Annotated in this window: 21 protein-coding genes; 8 read left to right on the top strand and 13 right to left on the bottom strand. The window is 47.1% G+C overall.

The genetic code is table 11. The features are described 5' to 3' along the window. Positions 1-222 precede the first annotated feature (222 nt). Positions 223-1,809, bottom strand: coding sequence for a serine hydrolase (locus tag QUA80_RS07485; RefSeq protein ID WP_333422857.1), 1,587 nt, complete (start codon positions 1,807-1,809; stop codon positions 223-225). Positions 1,810-2,105: 296 nt separating this feature from the next. Then, positions 2,106-2,894, bottom strand: a complete 789-nt coding sequence (locus tag QUA80_RS07480; protein ID WP_333422855.1) for an RNA methyltransferase — start codon at positions 2,892-2,894, stop codon at positions 2,106-2,108. Positions 2,895-3,123: 229 nt separating this feature from the next. On the opposite strand from QUA80_RS07480, the gene QUA80_RS07475 reads away from it, so the two are divergent. From QUA80_RS07475 to QUA80_RS07465, 3 genes are all read left to right on the top strand, one after another. Further along, complete coding sequence (locus QUA80_RS07475; protein WP_333422854.1) at positions 3,124-3,279, top strand: DUF2256 domain-containing protein; 156 nt, start codon at positions 3,124-3,126, stop codon at positions 3,277-3,279. A gap of 71 nt (positions 3,280-3,350) precedes the next feature. Further along, entirely contained in the window at positions 3,351-4,286 is a 936-nt protein-coding gene (locus tag QUA80_RS07470) for an isoaspartyl peptidase/L-asparaginase (RefSeq protein WP_333422852.1), read from the top strand. Between the two features lie 668 nt (positions 4,287-4,954). Continuing rightward, a complete protein-coding gene (locus QUA80_RS07465; RefSeq protein WP_333422850.1) occupies positions 4,955-5,707 on the top strand; it encodes a hypothetical protein in 753 nt (250 codons plus the stop codon). A 162-nt stretch (positions 5,708-5,869) separates the two neighbouring features. On the opposite strand, the gene glmU is transcribed toward QUA80_RS07465, so the two are convergent. Both glmU and QUA80_RS07455 read right to left on the bottom strand, forming a co-directional pair. Beyond that, the gene (glmU, locus tag QUA80_RS07460; protein WP_333422896.1) at positions 5,870-7,261 is read right to left on the bottom strand and encodes a bifunctional UDP-N-acetylglucosamine diphosphorylase/glucosamine-1-phosphate N-acetyltransferase GlmU; all 1,392 of its coding nucleotides are present in this window, start codon (positions 7,259-7,261) and stop codon (positions 5,870-5,872) included. Between the two features lie 84 nt (positions 7,262-7,345). Then, positions 7,346-7,651 carry a hypothetical protein gene (locus QUA80_RS07455; RefSeq protein WP_333422848.1) on the bottom strand — a complete coding sequence of 102 codons (306 nt, stop codon included), beginning with the start codon at positions 7,649-7,651 and terminating at the stop codon, positions 7,346-7,348. A 114-nt stretch (positions 7,652-7,765) separates the two neighbouring features. On the opposite strand from QUA80_RS07455, the gene QUA80_RS07450 reads away from it, so the two are divergent. Further along, a complete protein-coding gene (locus QUA80_RS07450) occupies positions 7,766-8,812 on the top strand; it encodes a hypothetical protein (protein WP_333422847.1) in 1,047 nt (348 codons plus the stop codon). A gap of 26 nt (positions 8,813-8,838) precedes the next feature. After that, entirely contained in the window at positions 8,839-9,663 is an 825-nt protein-coding gene (locus QUA80_RS07445) for a sulfurtransferase (RefSeq protein WP_333422845.1), read from the top strand. A gap of 331 nt (positions 9,664-9,994) precedes the next feature. On the opposite strand, the gene QUA80_RS07440 is transcribed toward QUA80_RS07445, so the two are convergent. From QUA80_RS07440 to rfaE2, 8 genes are all read right to left on the bottom strand, one after another. Further along, positions 9,995-11,467 carry an MBOAT family protein gene (locus QUA80_RS07440; protein ID WP_333422843.1) on the bottom strand — a complete coding sequence of 491 codons (1,473 nt, stop codon included), beginning with the start codon at positions 11,465-11,467 and terminating at the stop codon, positions 9,995-9,997. A gap of 763 nt (positions 11,468-12,230) precedes the next feature. Beyond that, positions 12,231-12,389, bottom strand: coding sequence for a hypothetical protein (locus QUA80_RS07435; protein WP_333422841.1), 159 nt, complete (start codon positions 12,387-12,389; stop codon positions 12,231-12,233). Positions 12,390-12,441: 52 nt separating this feature from the next. Beyond that, a complete protein-coding gene (locus QUA80_RS07430) occupies positions 12,442-13,980 on the bottom strand; it encodes an ATP-binding protein (protein ID WP_333422839.1) in 1,539 nt (512 codons plus the stop codon). After that, positions 13,977-14,996: an ATP-binding SpoIIE family protein phosphatase gene (locus QUA80_RS07425; protein ID WP_333422837.1), complete on the bottom strand. Its 1,020-nt coding sequence runs from the start codon at positions 14,994-14,996 to the stop codon at positions 13,977-13,979. Before QUA80_RS07425 ends, QUA80_RS07430 begins: the two co-directional genes overlap by 4 nt. Positions 14,997-15,216: 220 nt before the next feature. Beyond that, entirely contained in the window at positions 15,217-15,615 is a 399-nt protein-coding gene (locus QUA80_RS07420; protein ID WP_333422835.1) for an anti-sigma regulatory factor, read from the bottom strand. Positions 15,616-15,750: 135 nt separating this feature from the next. Next, positions 15,751-16,155, bottom strand: coding sequence for an STAS domain-containing protein (locus QUA80_RS07415; RefSeq protein WP_333422833.1), 405 nt, complete (start codon positions 16,153-16,155; stop codon positions 15,751-15,753). Positions 16,156-16,211: 56 nt separating this feature from the next. Beyond that, positions 16,212-17,081, bottom strand: coding sequence for an STAS domain-containing protein (locus QUA80_RS07410; RefSeq protein WP_333422831.1), 870 nt, complete (start codon positions 17,079-17,081; stop codon positions 16,212-16,214). Positions 17,082-17,198: 117 nt separating this feature from the next. After that, positions 17,199-17,693, bottom strand: a complete 495-nt coding sequence (rfaE2, locus tag QUA80_RS07405) for a D-glycero-beta-D-manno-heptose 1-phosphate adenylyltransferase (RefSeq protein WP_333422829.1) — start codon at positions 17,691-17,693, stop codon at positions 17,199-17,201. Positions 17,694-18,189: 496 nt separating this feature from the next. Between rfaE2 and QUA80_RS07400 the strand changes: the two genes are divergently transcribed. The 3 genes from QUA80_RS07400 (at position 18,190) to QUA80_RS07390 (ending at position 20,326) form a co-directional block, all read left to right on the top strand. After that, positions 18,190-18,420 carry a hypothetical protein gene (locus QUA80_RS07400; protein WP_333422827.1) on the top strand — a complete coding sequence of 77 codons (231 nt, stop codon included), beginning with the start codon at positions 18,190-18,192 and terminating at the stop codon, positions 18,418-18,420. 67 nt (positions 18,421-18,487) lie between these two features. After that, entirely contained in the window at positions 18,488-19,318 is an 831-nt protein-coding gene (gene hpsJ-B, locus QUA80_RS07395) for a hormogonium polysaccharide biosynthesis protein HpsJ (RefSeq protein ID WP_333422825.1), read from the top strand. Between the two features lie 90 nt (positions 19,319-19,408). Next, the gene (locus QUA80_RS07390; RefSeq protein WP_333422823.1) at positions 19,409-20,326 is read left to right on the top strand and encodes a glycosyltransferase family 2 protein; all 918 of its coding nucleotides are present in this window, start codon (positions 19,409-19,411) and stop codon (positions 20,324-20,326) included. A 518-nt stretch (positions 20,327-20,844) separates the two neighbouring features. Here the strand turns inward: QUA80_RS07390 and glgB are convergent. Next, positions 20,845-23,139, bottom strand: coding sequence for a 1,4-alpha-glucan branching enzyme (gene glgB / locus QUA80_RS07385; RefSeq protein WP_333422821.1), 2,295 nt, complete (start codon positions 23,137-23,139; stop codon positions 20,845-20,847). Positions 23,140-23,218: the final 79 nt, after the last annotated feature.

Below are 23,218 nucleotides of genomic sequence, written 5' to 3'. Positions count from 1 at the left end.
TATAGTTTGTAAACTCTACAGGAGATGCGCTAAAAGACCCGGAACAGCCAAAAATTGTTTGAGCGGCCTCGAATTTTTGACCCCAATCAAATTCAGTCACCTCATTGCGGCGGGTTTTTTACTGAAATTGTTGCCGGATTGGACTATTGCAAGTCTTACCCGCCGCCAAGCCGTCTGGAATATATAATAACCAATCCATCGAACCTGAAATCAATCATCGATTTATTTTTGAATTTTCACGTTTGAATCGGCTGGCGTTTCCCCGTCGTTCAAATAGCGGTAACTCATCCGAGAAATATCCCGAATCAATGTTTGAGCCGGCTTCTCGGTTTCCGGCGGATGCTTCACCATCACCGCCACCAAATAACGCTTGCCGTTCGGCAAATCCACCATCCCGGCATCCGCTAGCATTGTATTAATATTGCCAGTTTTGTGAGCAATAACTGAACCTTCGCCCAAACCTTTCGGCAGCAAAGAATCGTTTTGAGTTTGGCGCATGATTTGAAAAATACGATCGCGCGACTTGACCGAAACCAAATTTCCGCGATCGACCTGGGCGATGATATTAATCAAATCCTTCGGACTGGTAGTATTAGTTCCCTCCAAATCCGGCAAATTATTCCGCAGAACCGTGGTACTCAAACCCCAGTTTGCAAAATGCTGATTCAAAACCTCAGCACCTCCCAACAACTCAATCATCATATTTGTTGCCGTATTGTCGCTGACAACAATCATCTTTTTCGCAACTTCCAAAGCCGAATATTTCTTACCCGGAGCGTCGTCTTGCATCTCCCCAGAACCGCCCGCAATGTGTTCCGGACGCAGCGTCAACATCTGATCTAACTGCACTTTGCCTTCATCTACTGCTTGGAAAAAAGCTACTAAAATTGGTAGTTTAATCGTGCTAGCCGAAGCAAAAGCAGCATCGCCGTTAAAATTTAGGTAGCTTCCTGTATCTAAATCAACTAGAAATATTCCGGCTGTCAAAGTAGGATTTTCTGTGGCTAAAACCTGAACTTGGGTTTTCAAAGCTCCTAATTCTTGATTCAGTTGCAGCGCTTCTGGGGCTGCGGGTGCCGCAGATGCGCTTTCGGCTGGGTTTGGCTGCCCTGGGGCGGTTTGTTCTTCTGCCGCTACACTCGATCGGCTCACGGCATTTACCACCGACAGCAGGGTACCGCAAATCACCGCTATCCCAACTCCCAAAATCAGCAAGCGAGTAGCGTAAACCAACGGCGGCACGTTCGCAGGTGCTGGTCGTTTGCCCGGTCTCTGGCTCGCTTGCGGGCGCGGTTTAGGCACGGGGGCTTTTTTGGCATTTGGGGGCATTTCCGTGTCCGGAATGCGCGCTGGGGGGGGAATGGGGCGACTTCCACGGGTGGGAGGGGGAGCGGCAGTTCGGAGCGGGCTGGCGGGATTGCTGGCGATCGAACTCAGATTTTCCCGTTCCAGATTCGGGTCTGGAAACTCGAACATATCGACAGCAGCGAGACCTTTTTTGCGCGGTTGGCGACTCTTCGACTGGGGAGTTTTGCTGGTGGTTCTGGGTTTTCTGGGATTAATTGCCGATCTGGGATCGGATAAAAAGTCTTGTGCAGTAAATTCTTCCGAAGGTGAGGGAGAATTGGGTCTAATTGTGCTGCCGCGGCTTGGTTGCGGTGGCAAAGTCGCAGGTTCTGGCGATCGAATTTCCGGGTTGCCGTTTTGCGGTTGGGGAGGGCGGCGGCGGCCGGAGTTGCCAGACTGACTTGCTTTGCCGGACTTAGGCTGCTTTGAGCCGGAGTTGGGAGAGGATATCGAGGATATCACCGATAGTATCGATCCTTTGGGAAACCGCTCTGCCACGTCTTACTCCTTCATCACTACTGTAAATTACAAGTTTAAGATTTTTCAGCTTGCCAGCCAATCAATTTTAGATTTTAGATTCTAGATTTTAGATTTACCCCAGACGCTGCACGCTATCAGAAACCCGGTTTCTTGCCGGGAAATTACCCCAAAGCTTAGGTTTTTAGTCAAGAAACCCGGTTGTGAAGGTGACAAGTGGGTAAGTCAAGTTCTAGCGCCAAAAATCCTCAATCTCACATCGCAAATTATCAGCATTTCCCCTAGCTATTCGTTGGATTTTCTGGCAACGCCCCATCTAGAGTATCAGAAACTGTCTCTCGCGGGTAACTTTTTATTGCCCATTCTGTTTGGCGCAGCACCCCCCTCAGCATAGCGACTTCATCCACTGTCGGATATGCCCTGTTGTACAAACGGCGAAATTTTTCCATCCGACTTGCTGCTGTGTGCTGCTGCAAATATCCAATTTTGAGCAGCAGCGTTTCTAATTGCTGGTAATATCCCTCTAAATTTTCCAAGGGAGCCGATTCCTCCTGCCTGCTGACAACTGACAACTGACAACTGACAACTGACTTGTATAATTCGTAACAGCAGATGGCGACTGCTTGGGCGAGATTTAGGGAAGTGTAGGCATCGCTGGAGGGAATGCGGATCAGTCGCTGAGCGCGGTTTAATTCGGCATTGGTCAAGCCGCAGTCTTCTCGGCCGAAAATAAGAGCGCTGGGGGCTTCTAGGAGCCAAGGCAAGGCGTTTGCGGGATCTTCTAGTTGTGCGGGCAACGATCGACAATCATCGCCTGTAGTGGCGATCGATCTGACACACCCAGCCAAAGCCGACGGCAAACTCTCGACTACTTTCGCAGTTTCCAGGATGTCGGCGGCGCGAACAGCCATCAGTCGGGCCTCTTCGCCCAAATAATCGCACTGGGGATTTACCAAAATTAATTGGTGCAAACCCATATTTTTCATGACGCGGGCCACAGAACCGACATTCAATGGGCCTGCGGGTTCGACTAAGACTATTCGGATGTTGGTGTCGGCCGTTTCGAGCATTTTTAATTGGGGAGATTTTTAGCTGAAATTGGGTTGTTTCTTCAGCAACAGGCTTTGCGGCCTGTTCCACAATCAAATTTAACTATGAGTGGAACAGGCATCTTGCCTGTTCACAATTGCAAGATGCCTGTTCCACAATCAAATTTAACTATGAGTGGAACAGGCATCTTGCCTGTTCACAATCAGAATAATACAATATCTAAGTCAGTAATGTACTGTCAAAATTAGCATGGCAAAGCAGCGATCGAAATCCGATTTACCGACAAAAAATTGCCCGGTGTGCGATCGACCTTTTACTTGGCGCAAAAAATGGGCGGACTGCTGGGATGAGGTTAAATACTGCTCCGAACGCTGTCGCCGCCGCCGTTCGGGCGATCGAGATTAAGAATTGAGGGCAAGTTGCTCGATCGAGGTAAGATTGCAAAGGAAAAATTTTAGGTTATTAGGTTATAAATTATGGCATCGCAACAAATAAAACCAAAGCTAGTTATTCACGGCGGTGCCGGCAGTTCTCTACACAGTAAAGGCGGAATTGAGGCGGTGCGGAAATCGCTTTACGATGTTTTGGAAGAAGTTTATCCGCTGCTGAAAAACGGTGCAAGTGCCGTAGATGCAGTGGTCAGGGGCTGCCAATTGCTGGAAGATGACCCGCGATTCAATGCCGGTACGGGTTCTGTGGTGCAGTCGGACGGTCAAATTCGGATGAGTGCTTCGCTGATGGACGGTTTGATGCAGCGTTTCAGCGGGGCGATTAATGTTTCTCGCGTTCAAAACCCGATCGAACTTGCTAAATTTTTGCAGAATTCGGACGATCGGGTACTTTCTGATTTTGGTTCGGCGGAATTGCTGCGAGAACTTCAATTGCCGATTTACGATCCGATGACGGATTTGCGCTTGCACGAGTGGATGCAGGAACGCCAGGGCAATTTTAGCAAAGCAATGGCTGACGTGGTGGCCGAACCGGCGGGTATGGGTACGATCGGAGTCGTAGCTTTGGATGTCCAGGGACGCTTGGCTGCTGGGACTTCGACTGGTGGCAAGGGTTTTGAGCGCATCGGGCGGGTTAGCGACTCGGCGATGCCGGCGGGAAATTACGCGACCCGAAATGCGGCGGTAAGCTGTACGGGGATTGGCGAACACATTATGGACGAGTGTTTGGCGGCGCGAATTGTGATTCGGGTGACAGATGGTTTGAGTTTGAAAGCTGCTTTTGAGCGTTCTTTTGCTGAAGCTGACGATCGCCAACGGGATTTGGGCGCAATTGGAATTGATGCTACCGGTGCGATCGCTTTCGGCAAAACTAGCGAGGTGATTTTGGGTGCTTTTCACAACGGTATCCAAATGGGCGATACTTTGGAAATGAGCAAGGGAACGCTGATTTTTATTGCTTAAAAGGGATCTTGAAATAGTCAGTCTGCGGTTCAGATACCCGACTTTTTGAACAAGTCGGGTATCTGAACCGCGTTAGTTTTATATCAAATCCGGTGGCATCAGAATTGATATTATATAGCGCTTCTCATAAAGATGAGGTATTTACTAATTAATTAATTAATTAACAATTCCTCAATCCACCAATCTAAAATCTAAAATCTAAAATCTAAAATCTAAACTTGTACCTCATCTATCTGAAAAACGCTATATCTAGTCCGATCGATTGACCGTAATATCCCAGCCGGGCGGGTTTTTGAGATTGGAGATTGTTGGCAGATAATTACGCAGGCGCAAATAAGCCTAACAATGTAACAAAATGTGAACCTACACTTGCCTTTACAATTACTTTCCTTCGCAGCGCGAAAAGTAACGTTTAACTAGCAAGAAAATCATTAATATATTTTTAAGATTCATCTACTTTAAATCATAAAAAGCTATCTTCAAACTAGCTGCGGGTACACTCGCGACATTGGTTGGCCGCCCGACATTCTAGTGCTAAGCTATTCGCCAAACAAACAGGGTCATAGCATAGGACGACTTCAAATCATATATTATAAGTTAACAATTCGGTAGCTCGGGGTCAATAAGTCGATCTGTAGCCTCATTTTTGGAATCAAAGAAGGAAGTAAATGAAAATAATCAAGGAAACAGCAACTGAATTAATAATTCAGACTCAAAGCATATTTGATTTTTGGCTCCCTAGTTGTTTATTAATGGCATTTGGACTGTTCTGGCTGACTTTTGATTATCATAAAACAACCCTGATCTGCCAGAGATTGCAGGCAAAACAAGGAAATTGCCAGTTGGTGCGATCGAATTTACTGGGGTCGAACATCAAAGAAATTCAGCTTGCTTCATTGCGGGGAGCTAAAGTTGAAAAATCTGGCTATAAAAGCAGAGTTGTACTTTTGACTTCTGTTGGCGATGTTCCTTTTACTGCTAACTCGACTACCTGGGGGAACAAAGACGCTGTTGCTTCTAACATCAATTTTTTTGTAAAAAATCCAAAAAATCGATTGCTGCGCTTAAGCCAAGACGATCGCTGGTTGGGATACATAGGAGGCATATTTTTGCTCGCAGCAGTCGGAGCGATCGTCTTGAGAAATCGTGAAACCTACAGCTTCGATGGAACTTTAAACACATTGACTGTGAAACAGCAGGGTTTGTTAGCGCGTAAAGTCATTACACACTCTCTGTGCCAGATTTATGGCGTAGAAGTCGATCGAACAAAAGATATGCAAAATGACACTTGGTACCAAATCAGACTGTTAGTTTCTGGAGGAGCTCGCATCTCCCTGCCCAATACTATGAACCTCTACCAGCAAGAAAAAATTGCCAAAGCGATTAACAACTATCTGAACGCCAAAAATAATACAAAATAGCCGATCGCCAGAAACCCGATTTCTCAAGCTTGCGGACTTATGCAGAAACCGGGTTGTTCACCAAAATCTCGCGCCATTGCGCCATCGCTCCCGTTATAAAATGGTATCGAGCGCGCAAGTCCCGATGGGTGAGAACTCCTCATCAAAAAAGCCAACAATCGTTCACTTTTTTAGTTCTTTCAACTTCCAACCTGGTTTGACAACTTGCCGGGAACGGGCAACTACTAAACAGTCATTGGGCACATCTTCCGTCACCACAGAACCCGCAGCTACAGTAACATCTTCTCCCAAACTTATCGGTGCTACCAGCACGCTGTTGGAACCAGTTTTAGTCCGATCGCCTATTTGAGTTTTGTGCTTGTTTTTTCCGTCGTAATTCGCCGTAATCGTCCCAGCACCGATGTTGACTTTTTCTCCCAAATTCGCGTCGCCTAAATAAGACAAGTGAGCCACATTAGTTCGATCGCCGATTTGAGTATTTTTCAATTCTACAAAATTGCCGACGCGGCAGTTCGCCCCAATTTCTGCGTGTCCCCGCAAGTGTGCGTAAGGGCCAACGCGCGAATTTTCTGCCACAATACTGTCAGAAACCACCGAATAAAGCACAGTCACATTTTCTGCAATTTGACTGTTTTCGATCAAACTGCCGGGGCCGATGCGACTCCCAGAGGCGATCGAAGTGTTTCCCCGCAAGTGAGTTTGCGGTTCAATTACCACATCCGGCTGCAACTCTACGGTATCGTCGATCGTAATGCTGTTGGGATCTAGCAGCGTCACTCCCGCCGTCATCCACTTGTCCTTTACCCGCGTTTGCAAAATATCGCAAGCTGCGGCTAAATGCTTGCGATCGTTAATTCCCAATATTTCTTGATAATCTTCCACATCCACCGCCATCACAGGACTGAGGAAATTTACCGTATCAGTTAGGTAATATTCTTTTTGGTCGTTGTCTGCCTTCAATTCTGGCAAAATTTTCTCTAAATCCGGCCAGTGAAAGCAGTAAACACCTGCATTAATTCGGTGGTTTTGCTTTTGTTCTGGTGTGCAGTCGCGGTCTTCGACAATTTGCTGGACTAAGTTTTGACTGTCGGTAAATACTCGCCCGTATCCTTGAGGGTTCGGCAAATTAGCTGTCAATAAAGTAGCAGAGTTTTGGTGCTGTTTGTGAACAGCCATCAATTGTTTGATAGTTTCTGCCCTCAGCAAAGGTACATCTCCATTTAATACCAGCAAATCTCCTTTCCATCCCTTTAAGTGAGGCAGCAATTGTTGGATGGCGTGACCGGTTCCCAATTGTTCGGTTTGTTCTACAAATTCTAGGGAAGGAGATTGAGGATTTTTCCCCCCCGATCTTTCTTGACCTCGAATTAGGGATTCTTTAACGAGTTCGGCTCGATAACCGACAATGACAATTTGCCGGGAAATTTCAATTTCTTGACAACTTTGGAGGACTCGTTCAACTAGCGATCTACCGCCCAATTCGTGTAGAACTTTGGGCAAGTCAGATTTCATGCGCGTGCCGCGTCCAGCCGCTAAAATTGCTATTGCTACCATTGTGCGATCGAGTTTTTGGCTATAAAAACTTGAATATTGACTAACTGATGATATCATTCGCTGTCCGTCGATGGCACTGCGATCTCACAAATTTTTCATCTCAAATTTGCCATCTCGCATCCGCGCGATCGAGGCTTTTTTCAGCCGGATGTCGGTTTTAGGGACGATGCTTGCGGTTCGACTTAAGGCCGTTGCGGTATCTGAAGTTGCGTCCCCGGTATCAATTACCAGGTTGAAGCAGCAGTATTTGGCAACTTGGCGAGAGGATTTTTGGCTGTACTGTAAACCTGAGTTCGGTTCGCCGAAAGGACTGAAGTCTTTTCCCAAGGGATGCCAGGGGTAGCGAAAGTGATAATTGACATCTTTGGGCTTGGATTTGCCGCGATACATTATACTATTTGTTGAATTTCAGTTATGGTGTTTTCAACTCCAAAAAACTATTTGTGACTTTTTCATTTTTTCTGCCTTCTACCTTGTATCTTCTGCATTATCAGGTGTCCAGCTATGACAGAGCTTAATTTTCAGGAACTTGCCAAGCAGGGAAATCTCGCCACTGCGATCGCATCTTCGCTCAACAGCCAGTTGCAATCTCAAGGCATCACAGCCTCCGCGAATCTCGACGGCGACTGTTTGGATGTAATTCTTGAGGCAGAGCAGGTACCGGTAGAAGATACTTTAGTTGATTTTGTCCGCAGCGAGCTGACGAATTTGCAGCCGGATTCGATTCGGAAAGTGAAGGTTGAAGGCCGAGAAAGCGGTAAGATAGCTGCTGCTTGGAGTCAAGAGTTTAGTTTGGAGAACAGCACTTTTGAACGGCAGAGCTTTGGGGAAGAATCTGTGGCAAATCATGCTGTTGCGAATACGGACGATCGCACAGAAACCCAGAATAATATTGAGGATGAGAAACCGCCGGAACTTGCTGAATTTGAGAACCGGCTGCGATCGACTTTCATTGTAGTCGGGCTGGTGACGGGTATGTTGGCGATGGCCGTGGTGGCGTTTGTCGGTAAGATTTGGAACCAGCCGGGAGACACTGCGGGGAATAATCCCGATGAAACAGCAAATTTAGCAACTGCACCGGATACTTTTCGAGAGGCCGTTAACAGCGCACTCCAAGCAGCAGAACTGGGGCGATCGGCAAAAACCAAGGAAGATTGGGCGAAAATTAGCGATCGCTGGCAAGAAGCGGTTTCATTAATGAGAAGAGTACCGATGTCTAGCCCCAACTATCAACTAGCTCAAGCAAAAGTGATCGAGTATCAGAAATATCTACTTTACGCTCAAGAAGCAGCAGTAAATCCCCCTCCACCCACTCCAACTCCCGCAACTGCAGAAAAAGCACCTTCGGAGAAAGCAACTCCTAAAAGATCCAATTCGCCAAAAGAAACTTCGGAGAAAGAAAGTCCTAAAAAATCTAATTCTAAAAAAGAAACTTCGGAGAAAGAAAGTCCGCCACAATCCAATTCAAAAAAAGGAACTGCGGAGAAAGAAACTGCTCAGCCATCTCCTGCCGACAAAGCAGAATCAGAGAAAAAAGCTCCTTCCCGATAAATGTTAAAATAGAGATTTGAAGAATTATGACTGACAACGACTTAATCGTTTCTCCTGAATGGTTAGCCACGAATACCGACAATCCGCAAGTGGTAATTATTGACTGTCGGTTTTCCCTCGCCGACCCTGAATTGGGACAAAAACAATATCAAGAAAGTCACGTTCCGGGAGCTTTTTATTTAGATTTAAACCGCGACCTTGCGAGTTCTGTTGGCAAACACGGCGGCAGACATCCGCTGCCAAATATTGAAGAATTAGCTGCGAAATTGAGCGCGATCGGCATTAATTCAGCAGAAACTTTAGTCGTCGCTTATGACGATTCGCGGCTGGCTTTTGCGGCTCGCTTGTGGTGGCTGCTGCGGTATATGGGACACAGCAAAGTAGCTTTGTTAGACGGGGGTTTCAGCGCCTGGAAAGCGGCGGGCTATCCGGTAACAAATACTTTGCCAGAAGCCCGCGAGGGTAAATTTATTGCTCGTTTGCAGCAGGATTTGGCGGTAGATATTGAGGCTGTAAAAGAACGAAAAGACTTGCCGGGAAAGGTTTTGGTTGATTCCCGGGAAAGCGAGAGATATGAAGGTTTGCGGGAGCCGATCGATCCGATTGCAGGTCACATTCCGGGCGCGGTTAACTATCCTTGGCAAGGGGTGACGGATGACACTGGAAAAGTGCGATCGACTTCCGAACAAAAACAGCGGTGGGTGGATGTAGAAAAAGCGGACGAAATTATTGTTTACTGCGGTTCTGGGGTGACTGCTTGCGTCAATTTACTGTCTTTAGAAATCGCCGGAATTCCCGATGCTAAACTTTATGTCGGTAGTTGGAGTGACTGGTGTTCTTATCAGTTGTAGAGTGTACGAGCGAGATGATTGTTGACTGTTGACTGTGAGTTGTAGGGTAGCCGGCATTGGTGTCAACTTAACGTTAAACCCTCAGTCCGGCAGCGGTTGAAACAAGACCCTCAAAGCGAAATTCCTCGCTATGAGGACTAATGAGTTCTTCAGTCCTCTTTGAGAGGACTTTAGCTATGAGACAGGGAATTCATTCCCTGGCTGTTGGGTGAGTGGGAGGACTGGCGAACTAAAAGCTTAAGTTGACACTAATAGGTAGCGGGGAATCACTTCGGCGCACCTCAATGTCGTCGTAGGGTGCGCTGCACCTTACGCCGAATTAAAAAATACCCTAAAAATCAAAATAAATATAAGGCAAACCGCCCTCGGGAGCCAACACCCAAACCGCATACAAACAAAGCGGCACCAAGACTAATTTCACCGGCCAATTTAACTCCAATTTCAAACCCCGACTCAACGCATAATTCCCCAGCATCGCCGCAGCCAAAGCGGCCAAAATCCAAGTTAAATCCACTCTTTCCAAACCCAAAGCTTCGCCATAAACTTTATCTGCAAACTGCACGTCAGCAGCGTGTCCCCACAAGTGCGAAATCGCCCATCCAGAATCCTTTAAATCGGGAAGGCGGAAAAATATCCAACTACCAAAAACCATCGCCTGAGTCAACAGCCAACCGATCGCAATCCCGATCGGATTTTCCCACAAAAACTCAATCTGCAAGCGCTTAAACAGCACATCAGTCAGCCTGTGAACCGCCAAAGCTAAACCGTGCAACCCCCCCCACACAATAAATCCCCAAGCTGCCCCGTGCCAAATTCCCGCAATTAACATGACGATCGACAAATTCAGACAAGTGCGCCACAAACCGACTCGCGAACCCCCCAAAGGAAAATACAAATAATTCCGCAGCCAATCCCCTAAAGTCATGTGCCAGCGCCGCCAAAAATCCGCTATGCTGGCACTAAAATAAGGGAAATCAAAATTTGGTGGCAAATACCAACCCAGCAGCAAAGCAGTACCGCGCGCCATGTCAACATAGCCGCTAAAATCGAGATAAAGTTGCAGCCCGTAAGCAAAAATTGCCAGCCACAAATCCTCGCTACCCGCCCGCTGCAAGTTGGTAAAGCTTAAATCGACATAAATTCCCAAGTTATCTGCGAAAAGACCTTTTTTTACTGCACCGAAGGCGATCGTCCAAAGTGCCTCAGAAAGGCGATCGGGCGTCGGAAAATTCTGGGATTTCAGTTGATAGATCAAGTTGTGATACCGAGTAATCGGGCCGGAAATTAGTTTCGCAAAAAACAACTTGTAAGCAGCAAAGTGCAGCAGCGAAGTAGCAGCAGGCGCGCCTCGATACACGTCAATCAAATAAGCAATGCACTCAAAGCAAAAGAAACTCAATCCCAGGGGTGCGATGACGTGAGTTTTCACCCAGTTAGCACTGTCGAGAGCAAAAGGCCAATTGAACAAAGTGCCGATCGAACTCAAGAAAAAAGGCACATACTTAAAACCCAAAAGCAGCAACACATTCAGCCCAATTCCTATCCACAGCAGCAACAAACGGCGACGGTTCCAAGATTCATTAGCAATCCGCCAATCTAGAGGTTCCCCAATCGCCATAGCCAAGAAGTAATTAAACAAAACGCCGACTAACAGCAGCGGAATGTACACAATTTGCAGCGAAGCGTAAAAAATCAGACTAGCGGCCAGCATAATGAACAGCCGCCACCACCGCAGCGGAACCAACCAGTAAGCCGCAAACAAAACTAACAGAAACAGGGCATATTGAAGGGAGATGAAAGTCATACCATTTTAGATTTTAGATTTTAGATTTTAGATTGGGGAATGGCTTACTCTATATGGGTTTGGATTTTGCTTACAGTTGCATTATTTCTTTTAACAGGTCTCATTTTTCACGAATAAATAAGCTCTAATATTGCATCGAGACACGGCGCCGCACCCAAAGCGTGTCAATAATTCGGCTAAAACCCTCTGTATGTCTCATTTTTACCCCAGCCTCGATCCCCCTCGCATCCCGCGGCTGTTTCATTCTCAGGAAAACGAAGGTTTTGCGGGGGTAGTGCCAAGAGTGCCTACCGCCACCGACGACCCAATGGGCGTTTCACGCCTCGGGGCAACCACGGGGGCATTGCTGCGGAACGAGAATGAAACAGCCCTGCCTTGCATCCGCCTTAAAAAGGTTGACTTTGAAAGTGCTTCCAGTTTCCCCCTTAAGAAGCTAGGGGGGATCGAGACTCTCGTCAGAGTCATATTTATCATGGATTTTAGCCGATCGCTGACACGAAAAAATGCTCTCGGTAAGTCCCTACTAAATAGTGGGCAACTGAGAGCTGCTATATTTTACAGCACAAATTTTAAATGCTGTTGCAAATTAAATAAATATTGCCTGCTATCAAATAATATCAGTTTTAGGACTGACGCACGGGTGGTCAGAAACCGGCTTTTTATGGCAAAAATACTGCATTCCGACCTTGAAAACTGGTAAAAACCCGGTTTCTTTGCAATTTATGCGTCCAGGACTAAGTTTAAAAAAGTCTTGCTACAATCCTCAACCTGATACCAATTCAGTCCTGGACTGCACAACTTTATCGGCAGACAAATCGTCGTATTCCCAAGTTTCTAAATGTTTTGTCGCAGGTATTTGACAAGTAGCCGAACCGGAATTCAACTCTTCCAAAACTTGAAATCCTGTCATGTCCGGCATCATAAATATCGATAAAAATTGCTTGCGGTTGCTCTTTGATAGCCGAGAGCAAACCTTAGCGCCGTTGGTCGCTTCGATCGCAGTACAATGAATTTCTGCCAGCAAGTCTTTCAGCAAATACCGAAAAACTATCTTCATCCTCCCCACTCAAAACTTTTGCTGCTGAATCCGGCGCTGGCGAGCGAGAACTTGCGATCGCCAGCGGTATTTCATCTTTCCGATCTGCCGACATTTCCAAAGGGTCTTCTAGATCTCCAGGATACAGTATCGGCAGTTTGACAAAAAAAGTCGAGCCGACTCCGGGCGAACTTTTGATTTCAATACTTCCCCCCAAAAATTCCGCCAGTTTTTTGCACAGAGACAATCCCAAACCAGTGCCTTTGACGCGCTTCTGTAAATAATTTTCCAGTTGGACAAATTCTTCAAAAATCCGCGTTTGGTCGGCAGGGGAAATGCCAACGCCCGTATCTGCCACGGAAAAAGTAACTGTTCCCTCGTCTCCTATTTCTGCTGCAACTCGAACTTCGCCTGCTTCGGTAAATTTGAGCGCATTAGAAATCAGATTGCGTAAAATTTGAGAAACTTTTCCCTCGTCGGTGGTGAGGGTTGGAAGTTCGAGAGGCGCTTCAAAAATCAGAGCCACAGCAGAGTTTTGGGGCAGCAGGGGGCGCATCATTCCCCGCAGCGCGCTGAACAAATCTTCGACTTCAAAATCAGCCAAGCGAACAGTTAGTTTTCCGGCTTCCACTTTGGCTAAATCTAACGAGTCGTTGACAAGTTCTGCGAGAGACTCGGCGGATTTGTAAATGTAACTTACTTGCTTGTCCTGTTCGGCTGAAAGTTCTCCGTCGAGGCGATTTAACAATATTTCCGAAAGGCTCATAATTGCCGTTAGCGGAGTGCGAAACTCGTGGCTCATATTGGAGAGAAAGCTGGTTTTGAGTTCGCCCTCTCGCCGGAGAGATTCGGCTTTGTCGTTCAATTCAGCGTAAAGTGCCAGGACTCCGCGATTGGTATCTTCTAGTTGTTGATTTAACTGTACGAGTTCTTCTTGACGCTGGCGGAGTTCGTCTAAAGTACGCAGTAATTCTTGATTTTGCTGCTGAATTTCGGCGTAGGGATCTTCGGGAATTTGGCGCGCTAGTTTGTCAACTAATTGATTTAGTTCGATCGCACTCAGCGCAGGCATCTGTTTGGAAAACTGCTTAACTAATTGTACAGTCGTTCCGCGATCGGGCCCCGAGTCGATTTGCACTTCGTCCATCAACCGTTTCGCTGCTGCTAAACCGAGTCCCGCGCCGGTTTGCGATCGAAAATTTGGGCCCAACACAGTCGCTAAATCAGCAATTCCCGGCCCGGTGTCAGAAATCCGAGTCCGAAAAATTTGGGGCGATTCCCCTTCGACAATGAATTCTACTTTGCCGCCGCCTGCATATTTGAAAGCATTGCGGGCAATTTCGGAAACTGCTGTGGCGATGCGCGTTTGTACTTGGGAATCGAATCCCAGCCCTTTAGCAATTTGGCGAGCTCTTTGGCGTACTTGTACGATGTCTTGTTCAAAACGGACTTCCGTCGTCAGGATTGGGTAACTCACGCTGCTTCTCTTACCTTGGCTACTATAACTGTCATGTCATCGCGAGTGCGTTTGAAGTCCCGGTAGAGCACGGCTGCGATTAAAGCAGGATGTCTGGAGGCTAAACCCGGATAGCGGTTTAAATTCCACTGCGCCGCCAAACCATCGGAGTGCATGATGAGTAGGGACTGCTGCGACCAAGGATAAACAAATTCTGCTACTTTTCGCATCATATGTCCAACTGTGCCGTTGTAGGAAACCATGCTGCGGGTTTGGTTATCTGTTACAACTACACCGCTGATGTTGCCAATTCCGGCAAAACAAATTGTTTGTTGGGTAGGATCTATTTGGGCGATCGCCGCTGCCGCTCCTCTGGTACTTTTTAAAGCAGCGTGCGCCTTCTCTAAAATTGCTTTCGGCCCGAGTTTGGCGTTTTCTTGAAATACCCGCACTGCTTCGCGAGACGCTTCCTGGGCCAAATCGCCGTAACCTAGCCCGTCAGCAACTAAAATCAGGTTTTTGTCAAGGTGATTTTCCGCCGCCCAGGAATCGCCGCAAATTTGCTCTCCTGTTTTTGGCAAGTGGATGACCCCAAATTCCAAGTAATTGCTGTTTTGGGAGGCTTCCCGGCTATTTTGGGTCGGTTCCAGCCGGGCTAATAAGGCTGTCCCCAGTTTCGGTACAGAATGAATATCAAAAAAATTAGAGAGGCGTTTAATTGCCCCCAGTCCGGTTCCCGGGGTTCCCGCTGTAGAAAAACCGTCCTGCAGACACAGCCCGACATTTGCCATTCCCTGGCCCCGGTCTAGCGCTACTATTTCAATGCTATATCCTGCTGCTGTTTTGAATGTTCGCAGCAAAAGTTCTCCTTCGCGGGCGTGCTTGACCGCGTTTTTTGCTGCTTCGGTGGTAACAATTGCCACTTTACCGCGATCGGTCTCGTTAAATCCGACTTCGGCCGCGAGGGCGACTGCGATTCGCCGCGCTTCTCCGACTTGACTTTCTTCTGTTACGGGCAGGGCTACGGCATCTATCATTTTTTATAAGGTCTCATAATGAAATCCTCCACACGCCAACCCTCTCCGGGTACAGTGCGGGATTCCAAGAATCACTTCTTGGCTTTGCTGGTTGCTCTTTATACCAATTAAAAAAATAATACAACTATACGCAAGCTCCAAACCCCGATCGTCCTCACTCGTGCTCAATTCTTTAATCTAAAATCTCAACTCTCAAATCGTCTTGTTAAAGATTACTTCCTCACCGCCAGCGGACGATCGAAATTTTAGTCCCCTTACCTACTTTGGAAACAATCTCAAATTCGTGCATCAACCGCTTAGAACCGCTGAGTCCCAAACCCAAACCGTGATTAGAAGTATAACCGTCAGTCATTGCCAATTCGATGTCTGGAATTCCCGGGCCCTTGTCTTCAAATATCAGCCGCAGCCCTTTGCGGGTGCCTAATTGGAGCATTTCGATAGTTACAGTTCCCCCTTTGCCGTAGTCCACAGTATTGCGGGCGAGTTCGCTGGCTGCGGTAACGATTTTCGTTTGGTCTACTAAACCGAATCCCATTGCTACAGCCCAAGTTCGCACTTGCTGTCGGACGTGGACTATATCGGATGACGATCGGATTTCTAGTGTCTCACGTTTTGACATGGCGGCTACTGTACCAAAATAGAACTTCTCCACAAAACATAGGACTTACGCTCATCAACTTAGTTTCTGCTTAGAAAGCTTAAGTTTGTCAACAATGTATCTACAAACAAATCAGGTTTTTTTACTGCCTGTGCCTCAGTCATGGGAAAATTTATCGACTGCTTCCGCTTTCTCGTCAGGAGACAAACCCAAGGATTTTCGCAATAAAATCATGCCTTTTTCAACGCTTAAAGCTGTGCGAACTCCTGTCAGCGAAAGCCCCAACTCAACGAGGGTAATCGCAACCGCTGGCTGCATCCCGACCACAACAGTCTCCGCATCTAAAATTCGCGACATACTAGCGATATTGTTGATGATGCGACCGATAAAAGAATCTACTATTTCTAGGGAAGAGATTTCTATTAAAACACCTTTTACTCCTGTTTTGACGATGCGGTTTGTCAGGTCGTCTTGCAAAGTCATTGCTAAGCGGTCGTGCATATCTACTTGAATTGTTACTAGCAGAAATTCTCCCATTTGAAGTATCGGTATCCGTTCCACAAATCCACCTCTATTTTAATTTCCACTTAATTTTTTAGGCAAATAGGCAATAATTTTTATCTTTCCTCTTGAATATTTTTTATAGTTAAACCTTGGCGCTGCAAAGCGACTTTAAAAGCATCTGCTAAAGTCGCTTTTGTCAGAATATCCTGCAAGTCAACTCCCAAATGAACTATGGTTTGAGCTATTTGCGGGCGAATGCCGCTGATGATGCACTCAGTACCCATTAAACGGGCGGCGGCAACAGTTTTTAATAAATGTTGAGCAACTAAAGTGTCAACAGTCGGCACACCTGTAATGTCTAAAATCGCAAATTCTGAGCCGGTTTCCATGATTTCCTGCAACAGAGTTTCCATGACTATTTGAGTGCGGGCGCTGTCGAGAGTCCCGATCATTGGCAAGGCAAGAATTCCTTGCCAAAGCTTGACTACGGGAGTTGACAATTCGAGCATTTCTTGCTGCTGGCGTTCGATGACTTCTTCGCGAGCTTTGAGAAAGATTTCTGTCACCCAAAGGCCTAGCTGGTCTAATAAACTGGTGGAAAGCCAAAGTTGTTCGACAAGTGCGTCGCGGTTTTGTGTGAGTTCGCGACAAAGCCGATCGAACAATGGCTTTTTGAAGCATAAAATGAAACTAGCTATCTCTGAGGGAGTAAAGCCTCTCTGAACGCGCGATCGCGAAACTTCTGCTAGCAGCACCCGCATATTTTCCCATTCGGGTGTCTGGATGTCGCTAAAGTTACCGTGCCCGACTGCAATGTGGAGCAATTGCAGGAACTCTTGACACTCGGATCGCAATTCTTTGGCTCTCATCAAGTCGTCCCGCCGCAGCCCGGTATTTTGCAGTTCTTTGAGCCAATCTGCTAGTAGCTCTGCTTTGTGTCTTTCTAGGATTTCCGCGATCGTGTTATTGCTTGTGAGTTCCATTGAAATTATCTCCTGCGTAACAATTGGGATGAAGTTGTACGAGCGATCGCACTAAGAGTTTTTTTTGATGGGGCAACTTTTGAGTTTAGCTCACTGTTTGCTATTTGCGATCGGGGGTTAAACGCCTAACTCCAAAATGCGTTTGACGATCGCGCTGGTAGAACTGGGAACTTCTATTTCGATCAAGGAAATTTTGCCACCTCCGGCGATAACAGCCGGTGCTTCCGGCAGAGTTTCGAGTTGATAGTCGCCTCCTTTAACGTATATATCTGGCTTCAGGATATTTATCAGTTTAGTTGCTGTAATCTCGGAAAAAATTACTACGGCGTCTACTGGTTTGAGGGCTGCTAACACTTCGGCTCGCTGATTTTCCGGTACGATCGGGCGGGGCGGCAATCCCGGCTGCTGCGGTTTGATAGCTTGCACGCTGGCGTCGCTATTGAGGCCCACCAGCAGCGATCGCCCCAACTTTTTTGCTGCCTGCAAATAGCGGACGTGGCCGCAGTGCAGGATATCGAAGCAGCCGTTAGTAAACACGATCGGACGCCAGTTGTCCGGATCGGACGCGATCGATCTTTCAAGTTCTCTCAACGTGTAAACACCAGAAACCATTGCTCTGACCACCAGCAAATTTGAACAGCGATGAATTATCCTACCAAAAAATGTGATAGAAGAACATCTTTGCCATTGAACAATCAATCACTCAAGCTGCCAATAATTAGTCCTTGGCAATTAGTAACTGGTAATTAGTAATTGCTCGCTCTTAAGCAAGAAGGAATAAGCAAGAATGCTATAGCGTCGAAGCTGAGCGGGTCAACAGAAGGAAAAAGTAAAAAACAGCTACTGGTGTATCTGTGACTTCCCGTGGTGCTGTTGGTAATTGGAGGTTAAAAAGCTTGGGAAACAATTATTTATTCCAGCCTTCTCTTATATCAATTACTATAAGACAGGGGATGCGAGTTCCACAGCCTCGGGCAGGCGATCGGGTGGTGGGAGCCCTAGGGGGTAAAACCCAACAAAGCCCGATCTTCATGTGTCTATTATCTCTGACACCGCCGCGAGCGAAAGCTAGTTAAAAGCACCGAACCCAAGCGCGCACAACTCATCTATGCCCTGCACTCGTCAGACTCTAGAAAAAGCCAGCAGTGGCTTGCTGCCGTTTCTGTGCGCTATCTTGACCAAGCTTTACAGCCACCCCAGAAGCGCGCCGCCTGCTGTGCCAAACTCTCCATACCCGTGCAGAAACTCGACCCTTTGGGGTCGCAACCGCACCCCAGAAAACCCAGGGGAAAGTCGAGGTGAGTACCCGAACGAGCTATTTTGGTGGAAAATAACTTAACTCGTTCAACAAAATCCAGTCAACTACCCCTTTGAATCTAACGGTGTAGAATTATCTAACACGAATTATGAAAGCAACTAATAGCCGTCAATTTTCTTCAGTAGCTGCTCGAACTCTAAAAGTAGTCGGGATTATCTTGATTCTGTCTGCTTTGCTTGACTGCATTGTTCTGTCGCTGCCGGGAGAAACCTCCGACATTCTCAATCGAGGCTGGCAGCTTGCGGCAGCAACTCAGATAGTTGACCGAGGCATTATTCCTTTGATGGGTATAGCCATGTTAATGACGGGCTTTTGGGTGGACAGCAGCAGTGGAGTCTCTCAAGAGAGGCGCAATGTTTGGCTGGACTTGCGATTCTGGGCGCTGTTGATTTCCAGCTTGTTAGGGCTAATTTACCTGTTGCTGGTTCCCGTTCACCTCAACAATACTCGTTTGGAACTCAAGGATGCTCTCACTCAAGTGGATAAAGAAGCGGGACAAGCGGAAGGTCAACTAGAGGCGCAAATTAAAAGCGATCAGTTTAAAGCTCAGGTAGAACAGCTCAAAAGCCAGCGCCGTACTCAGATAGCCGACCTGCTGCAAGACGAGGGGAAACTGCAACAAGCACTCAAGAGTCCAGATGTTCCCAAGGAATTGAAAGCTGTGCTTGAGGAGTCGAAAAAAGACCCGAAAGCACTCGACAAATTCCTCGAACAGCAAGCCCAAGAACTGCCAAATCAAGCTCGCAACGAGATTCGCACCCGCAAGCAACAAAAAGAGAAAGAGTTAAGAACTCGATCGAGAAATTCGAGTTTGCAGACGGGAATCAGCAGTTTGCTGTTAGCGATCGGCTACATTACTGTTGGTTGGACTGGATTGAGAACTATGGGAATTCTGCGGTTCGGCCGCCGCAAAATGTGATCGGCGCTGGCAGGGATCGCGCAAGTCGAGACATCCCTGAGAAATAAATACTTGATTTGCCTGATAGTTTGCCCTTACTGAAAGCTGGGAATGTTCTCAATTTATATTCTGACTTACAACGAAGAGATTGATATCGCCGCTTGCATTGAATCGGCACTGCTTTGTGACGATATCATTGTAGTTGATTCTTTCAGCAGCGATCGCACCCTTGAGATTGTTCAGAACTATCCCGTGCTCCGGGTGCAGCACCCTTTTGAAACTCACGGACGCCAGCGGACTTGGATGCTGCAAGAAGTCCCGTGCAAATACGAATGGGTTTACATCCTCGAAGCTGACGAGCGGATGACGCCTGCACTTTTTGCTGAATGCTTAAAGGCGATCGAAAGTCAAGAATATATCGGCTATTACGTAGCGGAAAAAGTAATATTTATGGAGCGCTGGATTCGCCGCAGCACTCAATATCCCCGCTATCAAATGCGCTTGTTTCGCAAAGACCAAGTGTGGTTTACTGACTACGGTCACACTGAACGGGAAGTCTGCAACGGGCCTACTCACTTTTTGAAGGAAAGCTACCCTCACTATACTTGCAGCAAAGGTCTTTCCCGCTGGATTGAAAAGCACAACCGCTACTCGACTGACGAGGCTGCTGAAACTCTCCGCCAATTAGAAGCAGGTCAAGTAAATTGGTGGGATTTATTGTTTGGCGCGTCGGAGGTCGAAAGGCGGCGCGCTTTGAAAGATTTTTCTTTGCGCTTGCCTTTGCGCCCTGTCGTGCGCTTTTTCTATATGTATATTTTACTCGGCGGGTTTCTTGACGGTCAAGCGGGATTGGCTTGGTGCACGCTACAAGCTTTTTATGAATATCTAATTTTGCTGAAAGTTTGGGAAATGAAGCATATGCCGCTGCCCAATTTAGACGGAGTGGAGGAACCGTCTATTTCGGAAGTAGTAAAAGTTGAGCCGTCTAAAGTTTCTTATAATCTTGGCGCTTCCGATACTCGAAATTAAAAATCCGTAAGCGGTAATCGGTAATCGGTAATCGTTAATCGTTAATTCGCAATTAAACCCAGGCGCATCTAAATTTTACAGTCAAGTGCGATGAAATTTATTGTGGGGTTCCCGCCAGAAAAATATAACGCAAGATGCCGGACAGCTTAATACCGCGTTAAAAAAATAATTCAACTTTAGGCAAGCTCTTAACGAGGAACTTCTTCAGTCATTCCCAATTCTTCAATTCTAAAACCTAAAATGGTATATAGCGCTTCTCATAAAGATGAGGTATTTACTAATTAATTAACAATTCCTCAATCCCCCAATCTAAAATCTAAAATCTAAAATCTAAAATCTAAAATCTAAACTTGTACCTCATCTATCTGAAAAAGGCTATAGTTTCCGTTCTGGATATTGGCCGCAACAAAACAGAAAAAAAACCCGGTTTTTTGGAGAAACCGGGTTTCTGAATACCCTCAAAGTTCTACGTTTAATAAAGTTTTGATTTTTCACTCAAAACTATCACCACTCACAACTTAAAACTCTTGAGATTTTGCTGTTGTTTTTGCCCGATCGAGCTTTAAAATCAACACCCCCAAAGGTGGCAAACACAAGTCGATCGAATAAGCACTGTTGTGGAACCACCACTCATCAGTCCACTTACCGCCCAAATTCCCCATATTGCTGCCGCCGTACTCGCGCGCGTCGCTGTTAAACAACTCCGTATAGAAACCTGGTTCCGGCACTCCTACCCGATAGTGAGAGTGCGGCTGCGGCGTAAAATTGCACACCGTAACCACAAACTCGTCGCCATCCTTCTCTCGGCGCACAAAAGCCACGACGCTGTGCCGGTTGTCGCTGCAATCAATCCACTCAAACCCGTCCTCAGCAAAATCTTGACTGTAAAGTGCCGTTTCGCTGCGGTATAAATTGTTCAAATCCTTAAAAAACAGCTTCAACTTTTGGTGCGGCTCAAATTGCAGCAAACGCCACTCCAAATCCCCCCAAACGTTCCACTCTTGCCACTGGCCGAACTCCATCCCCATAAAGATCGTTTTCTTTCCGGGATGAGTAAACATAAAAGTAAACAAACACCGCACGTTTGCAAACTTTTGCCATTCGTCTCCTGGCATTTTCCCGATGATGTGGGCTTTGCCGTGGACAACCTCATCGTGGGACAAAGCCAGCATGAAATTCTCGCTGTGGTTGTACCACATACTGAAGGTTATGTTGTTCTGGTGGAACTGGCGGAACCACGGGTCCATGTGGTAATAGTCGAGCATATCGTGCATCCAACCCATGTTCCACTTCAGGTTGAATCCCAAACCGCCTACATAGGTCGGCCAAGATACCATCGGCCAAGAGGTAGATTCTTCGGCGATCGACAGCGCACCTGGGAAATAGCTAAAAATGACGTGATTGGCCTGCCGCAGAAAATCCGCCGCTTCGATATTTTCCCGGCCCCCGTACTGATTGGTCAGCCATTCTCCGGGTTCGCGGCAGTAATCCAAATAAAGCATCGAGGCCACTGCATCTACGCGAATCCCGTCGATGTGGTACTTGTCAAACCAGAACAGAGCGTTTGATACTAGGAAATTCCGCACTTCGTTGCGGCCGTAGTTAAATACTAGGGTTCCCCACTCTTTGTGCTCGCCCTTGCGGGGGTCGGCGTGTTCGTACAAGTGAGTTCCGTCAAAGAAAGCCAAACCGTGTCCGTCTTTGGGGAAATGTCCCGGTACCCAGTCCACCAGTACGCCAATGCCGTTGGCGTGGCACTGGTCAACAAAATACATCAAATCTTCAGGTTTGCCGTAGCGGGAAGTTGGGGCGAAATAGCCGGTTACTTGATAGCCCCAAGAACCGTCGAAAGGATGTTCTGCTATGGGCAGCATTTCGATATGAGTGAATCCCAAATCTTTGACGTAGGGTATCAGCCGATCGGCTAATTCCCGGTAAGTCAGAAAGCGCGCCCCGGGATTCAGTTCCGAAACTTGTACTGGTGGTTCTATTTCTCCATTTGGTAGCACGGCGGGTTCGTCGGTAGCCGCGTGCAGCCAAGAACCGATGTGGCATTCGTAAACCGAAATCGGCTGGGTCAGTGGGTCTGTGTGCCGCCGCTGTTCGATCCAAGCGCTGTCGTGCCAAGTGTAGGTATCTAAGTCGGTGACAATTGAAGCTGTTTTCGGCCGCACTTCTTGCTGGAAACCGTAAGGATCGGACTTTTCGTAGGGATGTCCGTCTTGGTTTTTCACTTCGTATTTGTAGGAAGTTCCCACTTCTAGTCCCGGAATAAATAATTCCCAGATCCCGTTTTGCGATTTCCGCATTTGATGTTTGCGGCCGTCCCAATAGTTAAAATCTCCTAAAACAGAGACGTTGCGGGCATTTGGGGCCCAAACGGCAAAATATACTCCTGTGATGCCGTCTACTTCGGTGAGGTGCGCCCCCAATTTTTCATAAATCCGGTGGTGGTTGCCTTCTGAGAATAAGTGAATGTCAAATTCTGTGAGTTTGGGCGATCGAAAGGCGTAGGGGTCGTAGATAAAGCGATCGTGTTCCCCTTCTTTGACCCGCAGTTGATAGTTTGCTAGTTCTGGGGTTTCGATCGTGCATTCAAAAAAGTGAGGGTGGTGTACCGATTGCATCGAGTATTCTGCCCTCGCTTCTGGCACAACCACCGATACGGCATCTGCATTCGGCAGATAAGCTCGCACGGCCCAGGCTTTTTTGCCGTTGTGTTCGATCGCGTGGGGGCCTAGCACTTCAAATGGATCTTGGTGCTGATTCCACACAATCCGGTCAATTTGTTCAAAGGGGACGGTCGCGGGCATAAAACTACCTACCTGAATCTTTTAACTAAATGGCTTTCAAAACCTAGAGCGGCGCTGCACTTTACATTTCGATACATTT

It is taken from the genome of Microcoleus sp. F4-D5 (assembly GCF_036704885.1).
In the GTDB taxonomy this organism is placed as follows: Bacteria; Cyanobacteriota; Cyanobacteriia; order Cyanobacteriales; family Microcoleaceae; genus Microcoleus.
The sequence above is the reverse complement of the archived record's forward strand: the minus strand, read 5'-3'. Positions and strand labels throughout refer to the sequence as shown.

Excerpts from the sequence above, each read along its gene's own strand:
- QUA80_RS07410 (WP_333422831.1), bottom strand. The coding sequence starts at position 17,081 with ATGGAACTCACAAGCAATAACACGATCGCGGAAATCCTAGAAAGACAC.
- QUA80_RS07480 (WP_333422855.1), bottom strand. The coding sequence starts at position 2,894 with ATGCTCGAAACGGCCGACACCAACATCCGAATAGTCTTAGTCGAACCC.
- glmU (WP_333422896.1), bottom strand. The coding sequence starts at position 7,261 with ATGGTAGCAATAGCAATTTTAGCGGCTGGACGCGGCACGCGCATGAAA.
- QUA80_RS07450 (WP_333422847.1), top strand. The coding sequence starts at position 7,766 with ATGACAGAGCTTAATTTTCAGGAACTTGCCAAGCAGGGAAATCTCGCC.
- QUA80_RS07425 (WP_333422837.1), bottom strand. The coding sequence starts at position 14,996 with ATGATAGATGCCGTAGCCCTGCCCGTAACAGAAGAAAGTCAAGTCGGA.
- QUA80_RS07435 (WP_333422841.1), bottom strand. The coding sequence starts at position 12,389 with ATGATGCCGGACATGACAGGATTTCAAGTTTTGGAAGAGTTGAATTCC.
- QUA80_RS07440 (WP_333422843.1), bottom strand. The coding sequence starts at position 11,467 with ATGACTTTCATCTCCCTTCAATATGCCCTGTTTCTGTTAGTTTTGTTT.
- QUA80_RS07470 (WP_333422852.1), top strand. The coding sequence starts at position 3,351 with ATGGCATCGCAACAAATAAAACCAAAGCTAGTTATTCACGGCGGTGCC.
- QUA80_RS07455 (WP_333422848.1), bottom strand. The coding sequence starts at position 7,651 with ATGTATCGCGGCAAATCCAAGCCCAAAGATGTCAATTATCACTTTCGC.
- glgB (WP_333422821.1), bottom strand. The coding sequence starts at position 23,139 with ATGCCCGCGACCGTCCCCTTTGAACAAATTGACCGGATTGTGTGGAAT.
- QUA80_RS07465 (WP_333422850.1), top strand. The coding sequence starts at position 4,955 with ATGAAAATAATCAAGGAAACAGCAACTGAATTAATAATTCAGACTCAA.
- QUA80_RS07445 (WP_333422845.1), top strand. The coding sequence starts at position 8,839 with ATGACTGACAACGACTTAATCGTTTCTCCTGAATGGTTAGCCACGAAT.
- rfaE2 (WP_333422829.1), bottom strand. The coding sequence starts at position 17,693 with ATGGTTTCTGGTGTTTACACGTTGAGAGAACTTGAAAGATCGATCGCG.
- hpsJ-B (WP_333422825.1), top strand. The coding sequence starts at position 18,488 with ATGAAAGCAACTAATAGCCGTCAATTTTCTTCAGTAGCTGCTCGAACT.
- QUA80_RS07475 (WP_333422854.1), top strand. The coding sequence starts at position 3,124 with ATGGCAAAGCAGCGATCGAAATCCGATTTACCGACAAAAAATTGCCCG.
- QUA80_RS07400 (WP_333422827.1), top strand. The coding sequence starts at position 18,190 with ATGCCCTGCACTCGTCAGACTCTAGAAAAAGCCAGCAGTGGCTTGCTG.
- QUA80_RS07420 (WP_333422835.1), bottom strand. The coding sequence starts at position 15,615 with ATGTCAAAACGTGAGACACTAGAAATCCGATCGTCATCCGATATAGTC.
- QUA80_RS07390 (WP_333422823.1), top strand. The coding sequence starts at position 19,409 with ATGTTCTCAATTTATATTCTGACTTACAACGAAGAGATTGATATCGCC.